Raw genomic sequence first — 15,362 nt, 5'->3', positions numbered from 1 at the left:
CGCAGCAATGGGGTGCCGCGAGCGGCTCGCGCTTTGTCATCAGCGCCAAGGCCTTGCGGCCGTCTGCTGATTCTGTCCGGCAATCAGTCCATGCGCGCTGGTTAAGCCGTCGCTGCGGCCAGACCGCGCAAAATGTCGGCTTTCAGGTCGTCTACATCCTCGAGGCCGATCTGCAGGCGGATCAACGGGCCTTCATAGGGGCCTTTTGCAACGACGCGGTCGCCAAGCCAGACCGGCACCGCAAGGCTCTCATAGCCGCCCCAGGAATAGCCGAGGCCGAAGATCTGCAGCGCGTCGAGGAAAGCGTGCTGCTCCTTCTGGCCGCCGCCGGCAAGCACGATGGAGAAGATGCCGCTCGAACCGCAAAAGTCGCGCTTCCACAGAGCGTGGTCCGGGTGGCTGGGAAGGGCAGGGTGGAGCACGCGCGCCACGCCCCTCTGGCCTTCGAGCCACGACGCGACGGCAAGCGCGCTACGCTGGTGATGCTCAAGGCGCACGCCCATGGTGCGCAAGCCGCGCAGCACCTGGTAGACATCGTCGGGGCCCGCGCAGCAGCCGAGCGTGCAGAAGCTCTCATAGAGCTGTTTCCAGTGGCTTTCATTGGCCGAAACCGTGCCCAGCAGCACGTCCGAATGGCCGGCCGGGTACTTCGTCGCCGCGTGGATGGAGATGTCGACGCCGTGGTCGAGCGGCCGGAAATAGAGCGGCGTCGCCCAGGTGTTGTCCATCATCACGATAGCGCCGGCCGCGTGCGCCGCCTTGGCGATCGCCGGGATGTCCTGCACCTCGAACGTATTGGAGGCCGGCGATTCCGTGAACACCACCTTGGTGTTGGGCTTGATCAAGGCGGCGATGCCCGCGCCGATACCTGGATCATAATACTCCACCTCGACGCCGAGCCGCTTCAGCATCGTGTCGGCGAAATTACGGGTCGGATGGTAGACGCTGTCGACGATCAGCAGGTGATCGCCGGCCGATACGAAGGCGAGCAGCGGAATAGTCACCGCCGCAAGGCCGGACGGCACCACGATCGTGCCGGCGGATCCCTCGAGCGCGTCGATGGCCTGGGCAAGGGCGTCCGTCGTCGGCGTGCCGCGCGTGCCGTAGGTGTATTTCTGGCTGCGGCCAGCCATTGCGGCGGCGTTGCGGAACAGCACGGTCGAGGCGTGCACGACAGGCGGATTGACGAAGCCGAAATAGTCGTGCGGGTTGTTGCCCGAATGGGCCAACCGCGTGTTGATGCCCATTTTGCCGGAGCCCTGTTCGTTGCCGTCCTTAGCCATTCTTCATCGTCGCCTGTTTGACAAGGCGCTAGCCATAGTGCGGCGGCATGGACCGCGCAACAGCCCACCATCCGCCAGGGATAGACTTCGAATATGCCAATTCTCCACCTGAACGGCATAGCTGCGGGGTCCTGAAACGGGCTGGCCGAGGTGTGCGGCAGTGATTGTCAGCGGAGCCGATCGTCCCTCGGTCAACCTATTGTAGGCGGCTGCGAAACATATATAATAAATTTCTAATATTAATCACCGGATTGCCTCGATCAGATGCTGCCGGATGGTTTTTGGCAGGGCTCCTCCTGATCCCCCGGTCCGGGTATCGCGCTCACAGAGCGCCGCAAGGGGAGGAATGCCATGCCCAACGTCAAATGGACGATGAAGGCGCGCGAATTCGTCAACTGCAATTGCGCCTATGGCTGCCCATGCCAGTTCAACGCCATGCCCACACACGGCTTCTGTCAGGCGGTTGCCGGCATCGAAATCGAGAGCGGCCATCACGGAGCCACCAAACTCGATGGATTGCGGCTCGTCGGGATTTTCCGCTGGCCCGGCGCCATCCATCAGGGCGGCGGCGAAGCAGCGGTGGTTGTCGACGAGAGGGCGAGCGAGGCCCAGCGTGAAGCGCTGCTTCGCATACTGGGCGGACAGGACACCGAACCAGGCGCGACGATATTCGAGGTCTTCTCGACCACGCTGGAGAAATTCCATGACCCGATCTTTGCCCCTATCGAATTCGAGGTCGACGTCGACGCGCGAACCGGACGGCTGCATGTCGAGGGCGTAGCCGACGGTCATGGCGAGCCGATCAAGAATCCGGTCACCGGCGTCGAGCATCGGGCACGCATCGACCTGCCGCACGGCTTCGAATACGCAATGGCCGAGATCGGGCGCGGCTGGACCAAGGCGACAGGCCCGATCAAGTTCGAGGTGGCCGATACGCACAGTCATTTTGCCAATCTGCATCTCACGCAGAGCGGCGTCGTCCATTGAGCTGATCCAATGGGCGACAAGGCCTTAGAGGCGGTGCTGCGGCGCGACCGCACGGTCGTGATGGCAGCGCTCGTCGTGATTGCGGTGCTCGCCTGGGTCTATGTGCTGTGGCTTGCCATCGACATGGCCATGCACGCGTCCCCGATGCCGGCCGGAGCGAGCGGCGATATGGCCGCAATGGACATGTCGAATATGGACATGGCTGGAATGGACCTGGGCGCCGCTGTGGCGCCTGGCTTCCGAGCCTGGACACTCGCCGATTTCGCTTTCATTTTCACGATGTGGGCGGTGATGATGGTCGGCATGATGACGCCTTCGGTCGCGCCGCTGCTGCTGCTCTATGCTGGCATCGGCCGCAAGGCGCAGGCGGCTGGCCGCCCCATCGCTTCGACCGGATGGTTTTTTACCGGCTATCTCACCGTCTGGATCGTCTTCAGCATCGCCGCGACCGGCGCGCAATGGCTGCTCGGCCGGCTGGCCCTGCTCGACCCCTCGATGGCAACCGACAGCACGATCCTCGGCGGCCTCGTCCTGATCGCCGCCGGCCTCTATCAATGGACGCCGATCAAGGGCGTCTGCTTGCGCCAATGTCAGGGGCCGATCGGGTTCCTGATGAGCCATGGCGGGTTCCGTTCCGCGCCGCTCGGCGCGATTCGGCTAGGCGTCGATCACGGCCTCTATTGTCTGGGTTGCTGCTGGGCGCTGATGGCCCTGCTGTTCGTCGGCGGCGTCATGAACATCCTGTGGATCGCCGGTATCGCCATCCTCGTTCTCCTGGAAAAGACGGCCACGAGCGGGCTGTTGATCTCGCGCATTTCCGGCGCGCTGATGGCGGCGGCCGGCGTGTGGTTGATGTCTCGTGCGCTTTGACGGCGCAGGTCCGATGACAGTCTTCGGACGTGCCAATTCACGCGGCATCCAGATCAGGGACGCCAAGCTCGTGCCGGTTATGGATTTCGCCGCTGGCCCGCATTCGCGTCGAATGCGCTTTGCCGACTTTATTCGCGCCGTGACTAAATTGCGGGCGCGTTTGTCTGCAATTCGGGCATTTCAGGCAATCGATTTTCAAAGACGTTCGGATTCGGTCATTTTCCTTGACCTCACAGGAATTATCGCCTTCGATGCTGTTCGTGAATGGGAGGCGGCGCGTCGGTTACGATGCGGGATTCCGGGAATGGGCTGGATGGGAGCTGCGTTCACACGGGAAAAAAGATCAGGTTTTTGCCTGAGAAACAGAAAAGGGTCTGTGGGTCATGAAACATATTGCTATCGGCATCCTTGGCGCCGCTACGCTTGGGTTTATGGCGTCGGCCGCATCGGCGACGACGCTCGACACCGTCAAGGCGAAGGGCTTCATCCAGTGCGGTGTCTCGACGGGTCTGGCCGGCTTCTCGGCGCCGGATGACAAGGGCGACTGGCAGGGCATCGATGCGGATTTCTGCCGTGCTGTCGCGGCCGCCGTCTTCGGTGACGGCACCAAGGTCAAGTTCACGCCGCTCAGCGCCAAGGAGCGCTTCACCGCGCTGCAGTCCGGCGAGGTCGACATCCTGTCGCGCAACACCACCTGGACCATCAATCGCGACACCGCGCTTGGCCTGAATTTCATCGGCACGACCTACTATGACGGCCAGGGTTTCATGATCAACGCCAAGAAGCTGCCGGGCGTCAATTCGGCGCTCCAGCTCTCGGGCGCGGCCGTCTGCGTGCAGAGCGGCACCACCACCGAGCTCAATCTCGCCGACTACTTCAAGGCGAACAAGATGGAGTATAATCCGGTCGTCTTCGAGAAGCTCGAAGAGGTCAACGCGGCCTATGACGCCGGCCGCTGCGACGTCTACACCACCGACCAGTCTGGCCTTTACGGTATCCGCCTGACGCTGGGCTCGCCGGCCGATCACGTCGTGCTGCCCGAGATCATCTCCAAGGAGCCGCTCGGACCGGCGGTGCGCCAGGGCGACGACCAGTGGTACCACATCGTCAAGTGGACCTATTTCGCGTTGCTTGACGCCGAGGAACTCGGCATCACCAAGGCCAATGTCGACGAGATGAAGAACTCGGCCAGCCCGGAGATCAAGCGCGTTCTTGGCCAGGAAGCCGACACCAAGATCGGTACCGATCTCGGCGTCTCCAACGACTGGGTCGTCAACATCGTCAAGGCCGTCGGCAACTACGGCGAAATGTTCGATCGCAATGTCGGCTCGGGCAGCCCGCTCAAGATCGCGCGCGGCATCAATGCGCTGTGGACCAAGGGCGGCCTGCAATACGCTCCGCCGATCCGCTGACCGAATGTGATCCGGAAGGCAGATATCTGCCTTCCGGTTTCTCTTTCCAGGGGACGGTCACATGGCATCGCAGGAAGTTCTTCGCGAGGAGTCCAGCAGGGCTTCCTTCATCAATGATCCGAAAGTCCGCAGTCTCTTCTTCCAGACGCTGGTCGTCATCGTTCTGTTCGGCTCCGTCTGGTGGATCGTGCAGAACGTCATCGACAATCTGCAGCGCCTGCACATCGCGTCGGGCTTCGGCTTCCTCAGGGGACGCGCCGGTTTCGACATTTCCGATACGCCGATCGCCTATACGTCGGACTCGACTTATGGCCGCGCCATCGTCGTCGGCCTGATCAACACCGTCATTGTCGCCGTGGCCGGCATCATCACCGCCACAATCATCGGCTTCGTCATCGGCATCGGCCGCCTGTCGCAGAACTGGCTGATCCAGAAGATCTGCACGGTCTATGTCGAGGTCTTCCGCAACATCCCGCCGCTGCTGGTCATCTTCTTCTGGTATTCCGGCGTGCTCGCCGTGCTGCCGGCGCCGCGTGACAGCTACCATCTGCCCTTCGGCTCTTTCCTCAACCAGCGGGGCTTCTACTTTCCCCGTCCGGTCTGGGGCGAGGGCTCCTGGCTGATCGTGGTCGCCCTGCTTGTTGGCATTGCCATGGCCTGGTTCGTCGCCCGCACGGCGCGTCAGCGGCAGATGGCGACAGGCCAGCAGTTTCCGGTGCTCTGGACCTCGGTGGCGCTGATCATCGGCCTGCCATTGCTCGCCTATGTGCTGAGCGGCTTTCCGCTGAGCTTTGATCTTCCCAAACAATCGACCTTCAATCTGACCGGCGGCTTTCAGGTCAAGCCGGAGTTCCTGTCGCTCTATCTGGCGCTGTCCTGCTACACGGCGGCCTTCATCGCCGAAATCGTGCGCGCCGGCATCAGGGGCGTGAGCAAGGGCCAGACCGAGGCGGCGGCGGCACTTGGGCTGCGATCCGGGTCGATCTTGCGGCTGGTTGTCGTGCCGCAGGCCATGCGCATCGTCATCCCGCCGCTGACCAGCCAGTATCTCAACCTGACCAAGAACTCCTCGCTGGCGATCGCCATCGGTTATCCAGACCTGACGGCGACCGCCGGCACAGTCCTGAACCAGACCGGACAGGCGGTCGAAGGTGTGCTGATCATGATGATCGCCTATCTCATACTTAGCCTGGTGACCTCGGCCGTCATGAACGTGGTCAACGCCAGAATGGCGCTGGTGGAAAGGTAGAGCCATGCAGGAACACGATATGTCCTGGGTGCGCACCGAAATGGCCTTGGCGCAGCCTGCGCCGACAAGTGTGCGTGGCCCAGTGGCCTGGGTGCGCAAGAACCTGGTCGGCACGGTCGGCGACACCATCCTGACCATCCTTGGGATCGCCATCGTTGCCTGGGTCCTGCCGCAAGTTATCAACTGGGCGTTCATCAATGCCGTGTGGACCGGGCCGGACCGCACGGTCTGCGCGACTGTCGCACAAGGCGGCATTCAGCCGGAGGGCTGGACGGGCGCCTGCTGGGCATTCGTCAACGCCAAGTTCGGCCAGTTCATGTTCGGTACCTATCCGATCGAGGAGCGCTGGCGGCCGATCCTGGTGGCCGTCCTGTTCGTGGTTCTGCTGGTGCCGATGCTGATCCCGCGTGTGCCGCGCAAGGGTCTGAATGCCATCCTGCTCTTCCTGGTGCTGCCGATCGTCTCGTTCTTCCTGCTGATTGGCGGCGTGTTCGGCCTGCCGCATGTCGAGACCTCGCGCTGGGGCGGCCTGCTGGTCACGCTCAGCCTGTCCTTCGTCGGCATTGCCGTGTCGTTGCCGCTGGGCACAGTGCTGGCGCTCGGCCGGCGTTCGAAAATGCCGATCGTCAAGACGCTGTGCGTGATCTTCATCGAAACGGTGCGTGGCATCCCGCTGATCACCGTCCTGTTCTTCGTCAGTGTCATGCTGCCGCTGTTCCTGCCGGCGGGCGTCACTTTCGACAAGTTCCTGCGGGCACTGATCGGCGTGTCGCTGTTTGCCGCCGCCTATATGGCTGAAGTCGTGCGCGGCGGCCTGCAGGCGATCCCCAAAGGCCAATATGAAGGCGCCGATTCACTCGGGCTCGGCTATTGGCAGAAGATGGGGCTGATCGTACTGCCGCAGGCGCTGAAGCTGGTCATTCCCGGCATCGTCAACACCTTCATCGGCATGTTCAAGGACACCAGCCTGGTCCTCATCATCTCGATGTTCGACCTGCTTGGCGTCGTCAAGCAGAACTTCTCGGACGCCAACTGGGCGACGCCGCAAACGGCCAGGTCCGGCCTGGTGTTCGCCGCCTTCGTCTTCTGGCTGTTCTGCTTCGGCATGTCGCGCTATTCAATGTACACTGAACGCCGGCTCGACACCGGCCACAAACGCTAACAAAAGAATAAGGGGACCCTGTCATGGCCACCGAAAACGCCGTCAGCGCCGAAGAGATCAAGGTCAACGCCGCCAAGATGCACATCTCGACCACCGATGTCGCCATCGACATCATCGCCATGCACAAATGGTATGGCGAGTTCCATGTGCTGAAGGACATCAATCTGAAAGTGATGCGCGGCGAGCGCATCGTCATCTGCGGTCCGTCGGGCTCCGGCAAATCGACGATGATCCGCTGCATCAACCGGCTGGAGGAACACCAGAAGGGCAAGATCATCGTCGACGGCAAGGAGCTGACCAACGATCTGAAGAAGATCGACGAGGTGCGCCGCGAGGTCGGCATGGTGTTCCAGCACTTCAACCTGTTCCCCCACTTGACCATCCTTGAGAACTGCACGCTGGCGCCGATCTGGGTGCGCAAGACACCGAGGAAACAGGCCGAGGAAATCGCCATGCATTTCCTCAAGCGCGTGAAAATCCCCGAGCAGGCCAATAAATATCCCGGCCAGCTGTCCGGCGGCCAGCAGCAGCGCGTGGCGATCGCGCGTTCGCTGTGCATGAACCCACGCATCATGCTGTTCGACGAGCCGACCTCGGCGCTCGACCCTGAGATGATCAAGGAAGTGCTGGAGACCATGGTTGGCCTCGCCGAGGAGGGCATGACCATGCTGTGCGTCACCCACGAGATGGGCTTTGCCCGCAAGGTGGCAAACCGCGTGATCTTCATGGATCAGGGCCAGATCGTCGAGCAGAACACGCCAGCCGAATTCTTCGACCACCCGCGCCATGAGCGGACAAAGCTGTTCCTGTCGCAGATCCTGCACTGAGCGGTTCCACACCGAGCGCAAAGAGCCCGGCCGCGTTGCGGCCGGGCTCAGACTGCTGACAAACCTCCGCACGTCTCGAAATCACCCAAGATTCACGGAACGTCTCAGATTCAGATCGCGAACAAACCGGAATCAAAACCCCTCGATTTTGACTGCTGTCAAAAACCGAGGGGTTTGTAATCAATCTGAGCCCGGCCGCGTTGCGGCCGGGCTCTTTGCTTGTGAATCGGCTGATGCGATTGGCGGAGGGGCGTCATCGATGAAAAAAATCCTGCGTTTCCTCTTCATGGTGCTGGCCGCGATCGTGCTTGCGGCGACCCTCGGCACGCTGGTGCCGCGCCCGCTCTGGCCGGCGGCGTCGGCGGGCGAGGGCACGCGCCACATACTGGTGCTGAAGAACCCGATCCATACCGATATCGCCATTCCGGTGGACGCCGCCGTACGCAAGCGCTTCCACTTCCTGGCAGACGCCGGGCTGCCGTCCGATGCGCCCGAAGTGCGCTACATCGTCTTCGGCTGGGGTGGCCGCGCCTTCTATCTGGAAACACCGACCTGGTCCGAGCTCAAGGCCGTTCCGGTGATGAAGGCGCTGACCCTCGACGCCTCGGTCATGCATGTGGATGTCGCCGGCGCTATCGTCGAACCGCATCCCGATGTTGCCGGCTTCGACATTGGTGATGAGCATTTCGCGGCGCTGCTCGATTTCATCAAGGCCAGTTTTCAGCAGGGGCCTGGCGGCCCGATCGTCATCGAGAATGCGGCCTACTCCAGCTTCGACCGCTTCTATGAGGCGAACGGCCATTTCAATGCGCTGGTCGGCTGCAACACCTGGACCGCCGCTGCGTTGCGTACCGCCGGCCTGCGCACCGGCTGGTGGAACCCGCTGCCGGTGTCGCTGGGGTGGTCGATGCGGCTGTACAATTGAGATTCCGCGATGGTTCCAAGATTTGGCGCTGGCGCCAAACCTATCGGGCTCTATTGCCTCGACACCTACCGCCTGACGACCTTCGGTTCCTCCCAACCATAAAGCCAGTCGAGGTCGGCCGCGAGCTTCTCCGCCGGCCGCGTCGCCAGCACAAGGTTGCGGGCCAGCGCCACCGGCCCTCGGGCGTGCCAGGCAAGCCGGTTGAGCGCGCCACGCTTAAGGACCTTCTCCACGCGCGGTCGCCGGAGATTTTCCCAGATGGTGAGGCTTTGGCGCGGATCGGCGGGAAAGTCGGCGACCAGCGTGGCAAGCGTCGCGGCATCCTCGATTGCCATTGCCGCGCCCTGCGCCGCGAACGGCGTCATTGCATGCGCGGCATCGCCGACCAGCGCAATGCCGGTTGGCATTGTCCAAGGCTGCTTTTGCTCCACGGTGTGCAGCGGCCAGGTCAGCCATGGGCCGGCCATTTCCACCAGCTTGAGGAGTCCTGGCGCGGCGCCGCGCATGGCGACGGACAGGATGCCGGGATCGGCACGGCCGGACCAGCCCTCGGCGATGCGCTCACCTTTGGTGAAGGCGACGAGATTGAAGGCGTCGCCCTTGCTGACGGGATAGGCGACCATATGGAAACCCGGATGCAGGAAAGTCGTGACGCAATCGGCCGCGCCGATCGCGGCAAAGGCTTGCCCGGCGCTGCTGTCGGCCGCAACGGTGGTGCGCCAGGCCAGCTCTCCAGAAAAACGGCTTCTTGGCGATGCCATCCTTTTTGCATCGACAAGCCCGCGCACCGACGACCAGACGCCATCGGCGCCGACCAGCAAGGAACCCTGTTCCTCTGCCGTCTTGCCGCCGATCTCGACGGTCGCCGTGACACCATGGCCGCCAGTCGCAATTTTTTCAACGCGCGCCCCGAGCGTGAGATGGATATCAGGCATCTCTGCCACACACGCCATCAGCGCAGCCTGCAGGTCGGCGCGATGGGCGACGAGATAGGGAGCGCCCCAGCGGCTTTCACCCGATTGTCCCAACGGCACACGCGCCAATTGGCGTAACGTCCTGGCATCCCTCAGCACCACGGCCTCCGGCCGCACCGTCGCCGGCAGCAGCCGGTCGAGCACGCCGAGGTCGCGCAGGATGCGTGTGGCGTTGGGAGAAAGTTGGAGGCCGGCGCCTACGGCTTCCAGGCGCGGCGCTTGCTCGAACACCTGCACGCGATAGCCGCGTCTGGCAAAAGCAAGTGCCGCTGTCAGCCCGGCGACGCCCGCTCCGGCGATGACGATTTGCCGGGAGCGCTGGTCGTCCATCAGATCCGTCGGGACAGAATCAGGCGGCTTGGTGGATGTAGAGGCAGCCTGCCGGCAGCGTTTCCGTTGCCTTCAGCTTCGGCGAATAGCGGTAAAGCGTCGAGCAATAGGGGCAGACTTTTTCATTGTCGTCTCCCATGTCGAGAAACACATGCGGGTGGTCGAAAGGCGGATTGGCGCCCGTGCACATGAATTCCTTGACCCCGATGTCGATCGCCGGATGGCCGGCATCGTTCTGGAAATGGGGAATGGAACCGCCTGCCATCGTCGTCTCCTTAACGCAGTCTCGCATGCATCTGGATCATAACAGGTCTCTTTGCAAGATCGATGAAATGAAACTGTCGCAAAAGCCTGTCAGAGGATAAGTTGAGCCGGTTAAGCGTGTGACCGCGGAAGCCAAGCGATTCCGCGACCGATCACGCCTCACGAAGGCATGTTAGAGCGTTCATCGCCGTCTGGCGGCGCTCCAAGGGAATGGTTGTGGGCAGGGACAATGAACGAACTGAAGCCGGTGCAGAGCGAATTCGTCAATGTCGAGGTGGCCAATTCAGAGGGCGGCAACCCGGATCGCTTCGTCAACCGGGAGTTTTCCTGGCTGCAATTCAATCGTCGCGTTCTCGAGGAATCGCTGAACACCCACCATCCGCTGCTGGAGCGCGTTCGCTTCCTGTCGATCTCGGCCGCCAATCTCGATGAATTCTTCATGGTGCGCGTCGCCGGCCTCGCCGGCCAGGTGCGCGAAGGCATTACGCTGAAAAGCCCTGACGGCCGCACCCCCGAACAGCAGCTCGAACAGCTGCTGCGCGAGGTCGAGCGGCTGCAGGAAGACCAGCAGAAGAGCCTTTCGGCGCTTACGGTGCTGCTCAACAAGGAAGGTATTGAGAGCATCACGCGCGATGCGCTGACCAAGGACGAGAAGGTCTGGCTGGAAGAGCATTTCCAGGATCAGGTGTTTCCGGTGCTTACCCCGCTGTCGATCGACCCGGCGCATCCGTTCCCGTTCATTCCCAATCTCGGCTTCTCGATGGCGCTGCAGCTGCGCCACCGCAAGAATGGCGAGGAGATGAGCGCGCTCCTGCGTCTGCCGGTGGCGCTGAAGCGTTTCATCCGGCTTCCCGATCGCAAGCACCATGTCCGCTTCATCCCGCTTGAGGAGGCAGTCGGTCTCTATATCGGCAAGCTGTTTCCGGGTTACGAGGTCAAGGGCTCCGGCACATTCCGCATCATCCGCGACAGCGATATCGAGGTCGAGGAGGAATCGGAAGATCTGGTGCGCCTGTTCGAGACGGCGCTGAAGCGCCGCCGCCGCGGCTCGGTGATCCGCATCGAGTTCGACAAGCTGATGCCGGCGGAACTGCGCGATTTCGTGGCCGGCGAGCTCGGCGTCTCGTCGAGCCGCATCAGCGTGCTCACCGGTCCGCTGGCGCTCAGCCAGATATCCGAGATCGTCGCTGTTCCCCGCGATGATCTGAAGTTCACCCCCTACAACCCGCGCTTTCCCGAACGTATCCGCGAGCATGGCGGTGACTGCTTTGCCGCTATCCGCGAGAAGGACATCATCGTCCACCACCCCTACGAATCCTTCGACGTCGTCGTGCAGTTCCTGCGCCAGGCGATGGCCGATCCGGAAGTGGTGGCGATCAAGCAGACGCTTTACCGAACCTCCAACGACAGCCCGATCGTGCGCGCGCTGGTCGACGCAGCCGAGGCGGGCAAGTCGGTAACCGCGTTGGTCGAGCTCAAGGCGCGCTTCGACGAGGAAGCCAACATCCGCTGGGCGCGCGACCTCGAGCGCGCCGGCGTGCAGGTCGTGTTCGGTTTCCTCGAATTGAAGACCCACGCGAAAATGTCGCTGGTGGTGCGGCGCGAGGATGGCAAGCTGCGCAACTACGTGCATCTGGGCACCGGCAACTACCATCCGGTCACAGCGCGCATCTACACCGACCTGTCCTTCTTCACCACCGATCCGACGATCGCCCGCGACGTCGCCCAGCTGTTCAATTTCATCACCGGCTATGCCGAGCCGACCGCCGAAATGCGGCTGGCTATCTCGCCATTCACGCTGCGCAACCGCATCCTGCAGCACATTTCCGACGAAGTCGCGCATGCGCTGGAGGGAAAGCCGGCGCGCATCTGGATGAAGATGAACGCGCTGGTCGACCCGATCATCATCGACGCGCTCTATGATGCCAGCCGCGCCGGGGTCGAGATCGACCTCGTCGTGCGCGGCATATGCTGCTTGCGGCCGCAGGTGCCGGGCCTGTCGGAAAACATCAGGGTCAAGTCGATCGTCGGCCGCTTCCTCGAACACAGCCGCATCTATTGTTTTGGCAATGGCTATGGCCTGCCCTCGGACGAGGCGATCGTCTACATCTCCTCCGCCGACCTGATGCCGCGCAATCTCGACCGTCGCGTCGAGACCATGGTGCCGATCACCAATCCAACTGTGCATGAACAGGTTTTGGGCCAGATCATGCTGGGCAACATCATGGACAATCAGCAAAGTTTCGACGTATTGGCTGATGGAACCTCCCGGCGCGTGGTGCTGGAAGAGGGCGAGGAACCGTTCAACGCGCAGGAATATTTCATGACCAATCCGAGCCTGTCGGGACGGGGTGACGCGCTGAAGTCGCATGCGCCCAAGCGCATTGCGCAATTCAAGCGCCGCAAGAAGAACGCTGCAGCGTCCACCTGATGCTGTCCGATTCCCAGGGCCGGCTGCAGGACCGCCGACCGCTATCCATCATCGACATCGGGTCGAATTCGATCCGCCTCGTCGTCTATGAAGGGCTAGCGCGCTCGCCGACCATGCTGTTCAACGAAAAGATGCTCGCCGGTCTTGGCCGCGGCATCGTTTCGACCGGAAAGCTCGACCCCGAGGCGGTGACCCGCTCGATGGAAGAGTTCCGCCGCTTTCGCGCGCTGTCCGATCAGGCCGGCGCCGAGCATATTTATGTCCTGGCCACCGCCGCGGCGCGCGAGGCGATCAATGGTCCGGATTTCATCCATCGCGCCGAAGAGGTCCTCAAGACCGAGATCCGTGTGATCAGCGGGCGCCAGGAAGCCTATTATTCGGCGCTCGGCGTCATTTCCGGCTTCCATCCGGCCGATGGCATTGCCGGCGATCTGGGCGGTGGCAGCCTAGAACTGGTCGACGTCGATGGCGAGGCGATCGGCGACGGCATAACGCTGCCGCTCGGCGGCCTGCGCCTGCAGGACATGGCGAAGAACTCGCTTGCCCAGGCACAGAAGATCGCGCGCGACGAACTGGCGCGCGCCAAGCTGTTGAAAGGCGGGCAGGGCCGGCCCTTCTACGCCGTCGGCGGCACCTGGCGAAACCTCGCCCGCCTGCACATGGAGATGACCAACTACCCGCTTGGCGTCATGCACCACTACGAGATGTCGGCCGACAGCGCGACGAATTTTCTCAAACAGGTGGCCAAAGCCGAGATCGAGAAGGTCAAGGGGATCGAGGGCGTCTCGAAGAACCGCCGCTCGCTGCTGCCCTATGGCGCCATCGTGCTGCAGGAGATCATGGCGGCGATGCAGCCGTCGAAGATCATCGTCTCGGCGCTCGGCGTGCGCGAAGGATTTCTCTATTCGCTGCTCGACGAGGCCGAGCAGAAGGCCGATCCGTTGATTTCGGCGTCCGAGGAACTCGCCCGTTTGCGCTCGCGCTCGGTCACCCATGCGCATGAATTGGTCGACTGGACGGCCAAATCCTTCGCCGCCTTCGGTATCGACGAGACCGAGGACGAGGCGCGCTACCGCCACGCCGCCGCATTGCTGGCCGACATCGGCTGGCGCGCGCACCCGGAATATCGTGGCAGGCAATCGCTCAACATCATCGCGCACGCCTCTTTCTTCGGCGTCGACCATCCCGGCCGTGCCTTCCTGGCTTTGGCCAACGCCTATCGTCACGACGGCATCTTCAACGAATCCATCGCACCTGAAATCAAGGCGCTGGCTACGCCGCGCTATCTGGAGCGGGCTCGCGTGCTGGCGGCGATGATGCGGGTGGTCTACCTGCTGACGGCCTCGATGCCCGGCATCATGCCCAGGCTGACATGGGAGCAACGCGCCAACGGCGTCCTGGCGCTGGTGTTGCCGGCATCGCTCTCCGATCTCTACGGCGAGCGGCCGGCCGGCCGCCTGGCGCAGCTGGCGCGGATCACCAACCGCAGGCTCGTGCTGGCCGTGGAGGGCGGTCCGAGCGTGTCGGTCAAATAGGGCGTTCTTGCTGACGGAGGCTCAGGTTACGTCCGCACCGATAGCGAAACCGCGCCCGTCCGCCGACCAGGCGCCGGCGCCGGCCATCGCCAGCGCCAGGAAGCCGCCTGATACGGCAATGTCCTTCATCAGCATCTGCTGGTGAAGGAAGGCGAGTGTCGGATCGCCGGCCCCTTGGCCGTGATGGCCGATGAAGCCGGCAACGACGCAGAAGGCCGCCAAGAGCAGCGCCACGATCCGGGTCTGAAAGCCGATGAGGATCAGCAAGCCGGCGATCAGCTCGAACAGGCCCGTGCCCCAGGCGGCGAGCGTGGGCAGCGGCAGGCCGAGGCCGGCGAAATAGTCGGATGTGCCGGCAATGTTGGCGAGCGCCTGGAAGCCGGATGGTACGAACAGCACGGCAAACAGCAGTCGCGAAACCAGAAGCAATGCATCGCGGGTCATGGCCACCTCCCTTGCCGGCGCCCTTTTGGGCTCGAGCCGGCTGGCCCGAAGTCTACGCCTGTGAGGCCTCGGCCGAAACCGGACCGGCTATTCCGGACAACGAAAAAGCGGCGCGGAAAATTCCGCGCCGCTTCCATCGAGGCTTGGGAGGGAGGTTCAGCCGCGCTTGGCGTCGATCGAATAGGCGCCGGCGCCCGAAGAAGCCAGCAGCAGGAAGCCGCCGGTGATGGCGAGGTTCTTGAGGAACTGGATCATCTGCATCTGGTCGGCCCAGCCGGTATGGGCGACCAGCCCGGTGGCGACGGTGAAGATCGCGAGCACCCAGGCGGCGACGCGGGTCTGGAAACCGACGAGGATGGCGAGGCCGCCAAGCAGTTCAATCAGGCCGACGACCACAGCCGTTACCGTCGGAGCGGGCAGGCCGAGGCCGCCAAAGTAGGCAGCAGTGCCAGCAATGGCAGTAAGCTTGCCGAAACCGGAAAGCAGGAAAATGACCGCGAGCAGGATGCGGCCGAGCAGGATGGTGACAGAGCTGTTGGTCGCGGTGCCGGTGCCGGCGGCGGAAGTGTTGATGGACATGGTGTCTCTCCGAATGGGTTGAATGACCCTGAGATAGACGATGCCGACTGTTCACCAAAGCCGCCGATGCGGCGACACATTGTTCACAGG

At 62.8% G+C, this 15,362-nt stretch carries 14 protein-coding genes; 9 read left to right on the top strand and 5 right to left on the bottom strand.

All coding sequences use genetic code 11. The annotated features are described in order from the left end of the window. Positions 1-101: 101 nt before the first annotated feature. The gene (locus FJ546_RS08055; RefSeq protein WP_140888832.1) at positions 102-1,283 is read right to left on the bottom strand and encodes a cystathionine beta-lyase; all 1,182 of its coding nucleotides are present in this window, start codon (positions 1,281-1,283) and stop codon (positions 102-104) included. 351 nt (positions 1,284-1,634) lie between these two features. Between FJ546_RS08055 and FJ546_RS08050 the strand changes: the two genes are divergently transcribed. The 7 genes from FJ546_RS08050 to FJ546_RS08015 all read left to right on the top strand — a co-directional run bounded on the left by FJ546_RS08050 (position 1,635) and on the right by FJ546_RS08015 (position 8,715). Further along, complete coding sequence (locus FJ546_RS08050) at positions 1,635-2,270, top strand: DUF1326 domain-containing protein (RefSeq protein WP_140888831.1); 636 nt, start codon at positions 1,635-1,637, stop codon at positions 2,268-2,270. Between the two features lie 9 nt (positions 2,271-2,279). Then, positions 2,280-3,140 carry a DUF2182 domain-containing protein gene (locus FJ546_RS08045; protein WP_140888830.1) on the top strand — a complete coding sequence of 287 codons (861 nt, stop codon included), beginning with the start codon at positions 2,280-2,282 and terminating at the stop codon, positions 3,138-3,140. 383 nt (positions 3,141-3,523) lie between these two features. Beyond that, positions 3,524-4,552 (top strand): amino acid ABC transporter substrate-binding protein, encoded by a 1,029-nt coding sequence (locus FJ546_RS08040; RefSeq protein WP_095770605.1) that lies wholly within the window; start codon positions 3,524-3,526, stop codon positions 4,550-4,552. A gap of 61 nt (positions 4,553-4,613) precedes the next feature. Further along, positions 4,614-5,801 (top strand): amino acid ABC transporter permease, encoded by a 1,188-nt coding sequence (locus FJ546_RS08035; RefSeq protein WP_140888829.1) that lies wholly within the window; start codon positions 4,614-4,616, stop codon positions 5,799-5,801. 4 nt (positions 5,802-5,805) lie between these two features. Continuing rightward, positions 5,806-6,963: an amino acid ABC transporter permease gene (locus tag FJ546_RS08030; protein WP_140888828.1), complete on the top strand. Its 1,158-nt coding sequence runs from the start codon at positions 5,806-5,808 to the stop codon at positions 6,961-6,963. Between the two features lie 23 nt (positions 6,964-6,986). After that, a complete protein-coding gene (locus tag FJ546_RS08025; protein ID WP_140888827.1) occupies positions 6,987-7,790 on the top strand; it encodes an amino acid ABC transporter ATP-binding protein in 804 nt (267 codons plus the stop codon). Between the two features lie 259 nt (positions 7,791-8,049). Beyond that, positions 8,050-8,715, top strand: coding sequence for a TIGR02117 family protein (locus FJ546_RS08015; protein WP_140888825.1), 666 nt, complete (start codon positions 8,050-8,052; stop codon positions 8,713-8,715). 65 nt (positions 8,716-8,780) lie between these two features. Here FJ546_RS08015 and FJ546_RS08010 read toward each other — a convergent pair whose 3' ends face one another. Both FJ546_RS08010 and FJ546_RS08005 read right to left on the bottom strand, forming a co-directional pair. Further along, positions 8,781-10,019, bottom strand: coding sequence for an FAD-dependent monooxygenase (locus tag FJ546_RS08010; RefSeq protein ID WP_140888824.1), 1,239 nt, complete (start codon positions 10,017-10,019; stop codon positions 8,781-8,783). Between the two features lie 19 nt (positions 10,020-10,038). Next, positions 10,039-10,284, bottom strand: a complete 246-nt coding sequence (locus tag FJ546_RS08005) for a zinc-finger domain-containing protein (protein ID WP_140888823.1) — start codon at positions 10,282-10,284, stop codon at positions 10,039-10,041. Between the two features lie 228 nt (positions 10,285-10,512). Between FJ546_RS08005 and FJ546_RS08000 the strand changes: the two genes are divergently transcribed. Both FJ546_RS08000 and ppx read left to right on the top strand, forming a co-directional pair. Further along, complete coding sequence (locus FJ546_RS08000; RefSeq protein WP_140888822.1) at positions 10,513-12,714, top strand: RNA degradosome polyphosphate kinase; 2,202 nt, start codon at positions 10,513-10,515, stop codon at positions 12,712-12,714. Next, positions 12,714-14,249: an exopolyphosphatase gene (gene ppx, locus FJ546_RS07995; protein ID WP_140888821.1), complete on the top strand. Its 1,536-nt coding sequence runs from the start codon at positions 12,714-12,716 to the stop codon at positions 14,247-14,249. The genes FJ546_RS08000 and ppx overlap by 1 nt, the downstream gene beginning before the upstream one ends. A gap of 21 nt (positions 14,250-14,270) precedes the next feature. Here ppx and FJ546_RS07990 read toward each other — a convergent pair whose 3' ends face one another. Beyond that, the gene (locus FJ546_RS07990) at positions 14,271-14,693 is read right to left on the bottom strand and encodes a DoxX family protein (protein WP_140888820.1); all 423 of its coding nucleotides are present in this window, start codon (positions 14,691-14,693) and stop codon (positions 14,271-14,273) included. A gap of 156 nt (positions 14,694-14,849) precedes the next feature. After that, positions 14,850-15,272 (bottom strand): DoxX family protein, encoded by a 423-nt coding sequence (locus FJ546_RS07985; RefSeq protein ID WP_140888819.1) that lies wholly within the window; start codon positions 15,270-15,272, stop codon positions 14,850-14,852. Between the last annotated feature and the right edge of the window lie 90 nt (positions 15,273-15,362).

This window comes from Mesorhizobium sp. B2-4-19 (assembly GCF_006441315.1).
In the GTDB taxonomy this organism is placed as follows: Bacteria; Pseudomonadota; Alphaproteobacteria; order Rhizobiales; family Rhizobiaceae; genus Mesorhizobium.
The sequence above is the reverse complement of the archived record's forward strand: the minus strand, read 5'-3'. Positions and strand labels throughout refer to the sequence as shown.

What these genes read in the sequence shown, in the direction of transcription:
- FJ546_RS08025 (WP_140888827.1), top strand. Translation starts at nt 6,987, where the DNA reads ATGGCCACCGAAAACGCCGTCAGCGCCGAAGAGATCAAGGTCAACGCC.
- ppx (WP_140888821.1), top strand. Translation starts at nt 12,714, where the DNA reads ATGCTGTCCGATTCCCAGGGCCGGCTGCAGGACCGCCGACCGCTATCC.
- FJ546_RS08000 (WP_140888822.1), top strand. Translation starts at nt 10,513, where the DNA reads ATGAACGAACTGAAGCCGGTGCAGAGCGAATTCGTCAATGTCGAGGTG.
- FJ546_RS08040 (WP_095770605.1), top strand. Translation starts at nt 3,524, where the DNA reads ATGAAACATATTGCTATCGGCATCCTTGGCGCCGCTACGCTTGGGTTT.
- FJ546_RS08005 (WP_140888823.1), bottom strand. Translation starts at nt 10,284, where the DNA reads ATGGCAGGCGGTTCCATTCCCCATTTCCAGAACGATGCCGGCCATCCG.
- FJ546_RS08030 (WP_140888828.1), top strand. Translation starts at nt 5,806, where the DNA reads ATGCAGGAACACGATATGTCCTGGGTGCGCACCGAAATGGCCTTGGCG.
- FJ546_RS08010 (WP_140888824.1), bottom strand. Translation starts at nt 10,019, where the DNA reads ATGGACGACCAGCGCTCCCGGCAAATCGTCATCGCCGGAGCGGGCGTC.
- FJ546_RS07985 (WP_140888819.1), bottom strand. Translation starts at nt 15,272, where the DNA reads ATGTCCATCAACACTTCCGCCGCCGGCACCGGCACCGCGACCAACAGC.
- FJ546_RS08015 (WP_140888825.1), top strand. Translation starts at nt 8,050, where the DNA reads ATGAAAAAAATCCTGCGTTTCCTCTTCATGGTGCTGGCCGCGATCGTG.
- FJ546_RS08050 (WP_140888831.1), top strand. Translation starts at nt 1,635, where the DNA reads ATGCCCAACGTCAAATGGACGATGAAGGCGCGCGAATTCGTCAACTGC.
- FJ546_RS08055 (WP_140888832.1), bottom strand. Translation starts at nt 1,283, where the DNA reads ATGGCTAAGGACGGCAACGAACAGGGCTCCGGCAAAATGGGCATCAAC.
- FJ546_RS08045 (WP_140888830.1), top strand. Translation starts at nt 2,280, where the DNA reads ATGGGCGACAAGGCCTTAGAGGCGGTGCTGCGGCGCGACCGCACGGTC.
- FJ546_RS08035 (WP_140888829.1), top strand. Translation starts at nt 4,614, where the DNA reads ATGGCATCGCAGGAAGTTCTTCGCGAGGAGTCCAGCAGGGCTTCCTTC.
- FJ546_RS07990 (WP_140888820.1), bottom strand. Translation starts at nt 14,693, where the DNA reads ATGACCCGCGATGCATTGCTTCTGGTTTCGCGACTGCTGTTTGCCGTG.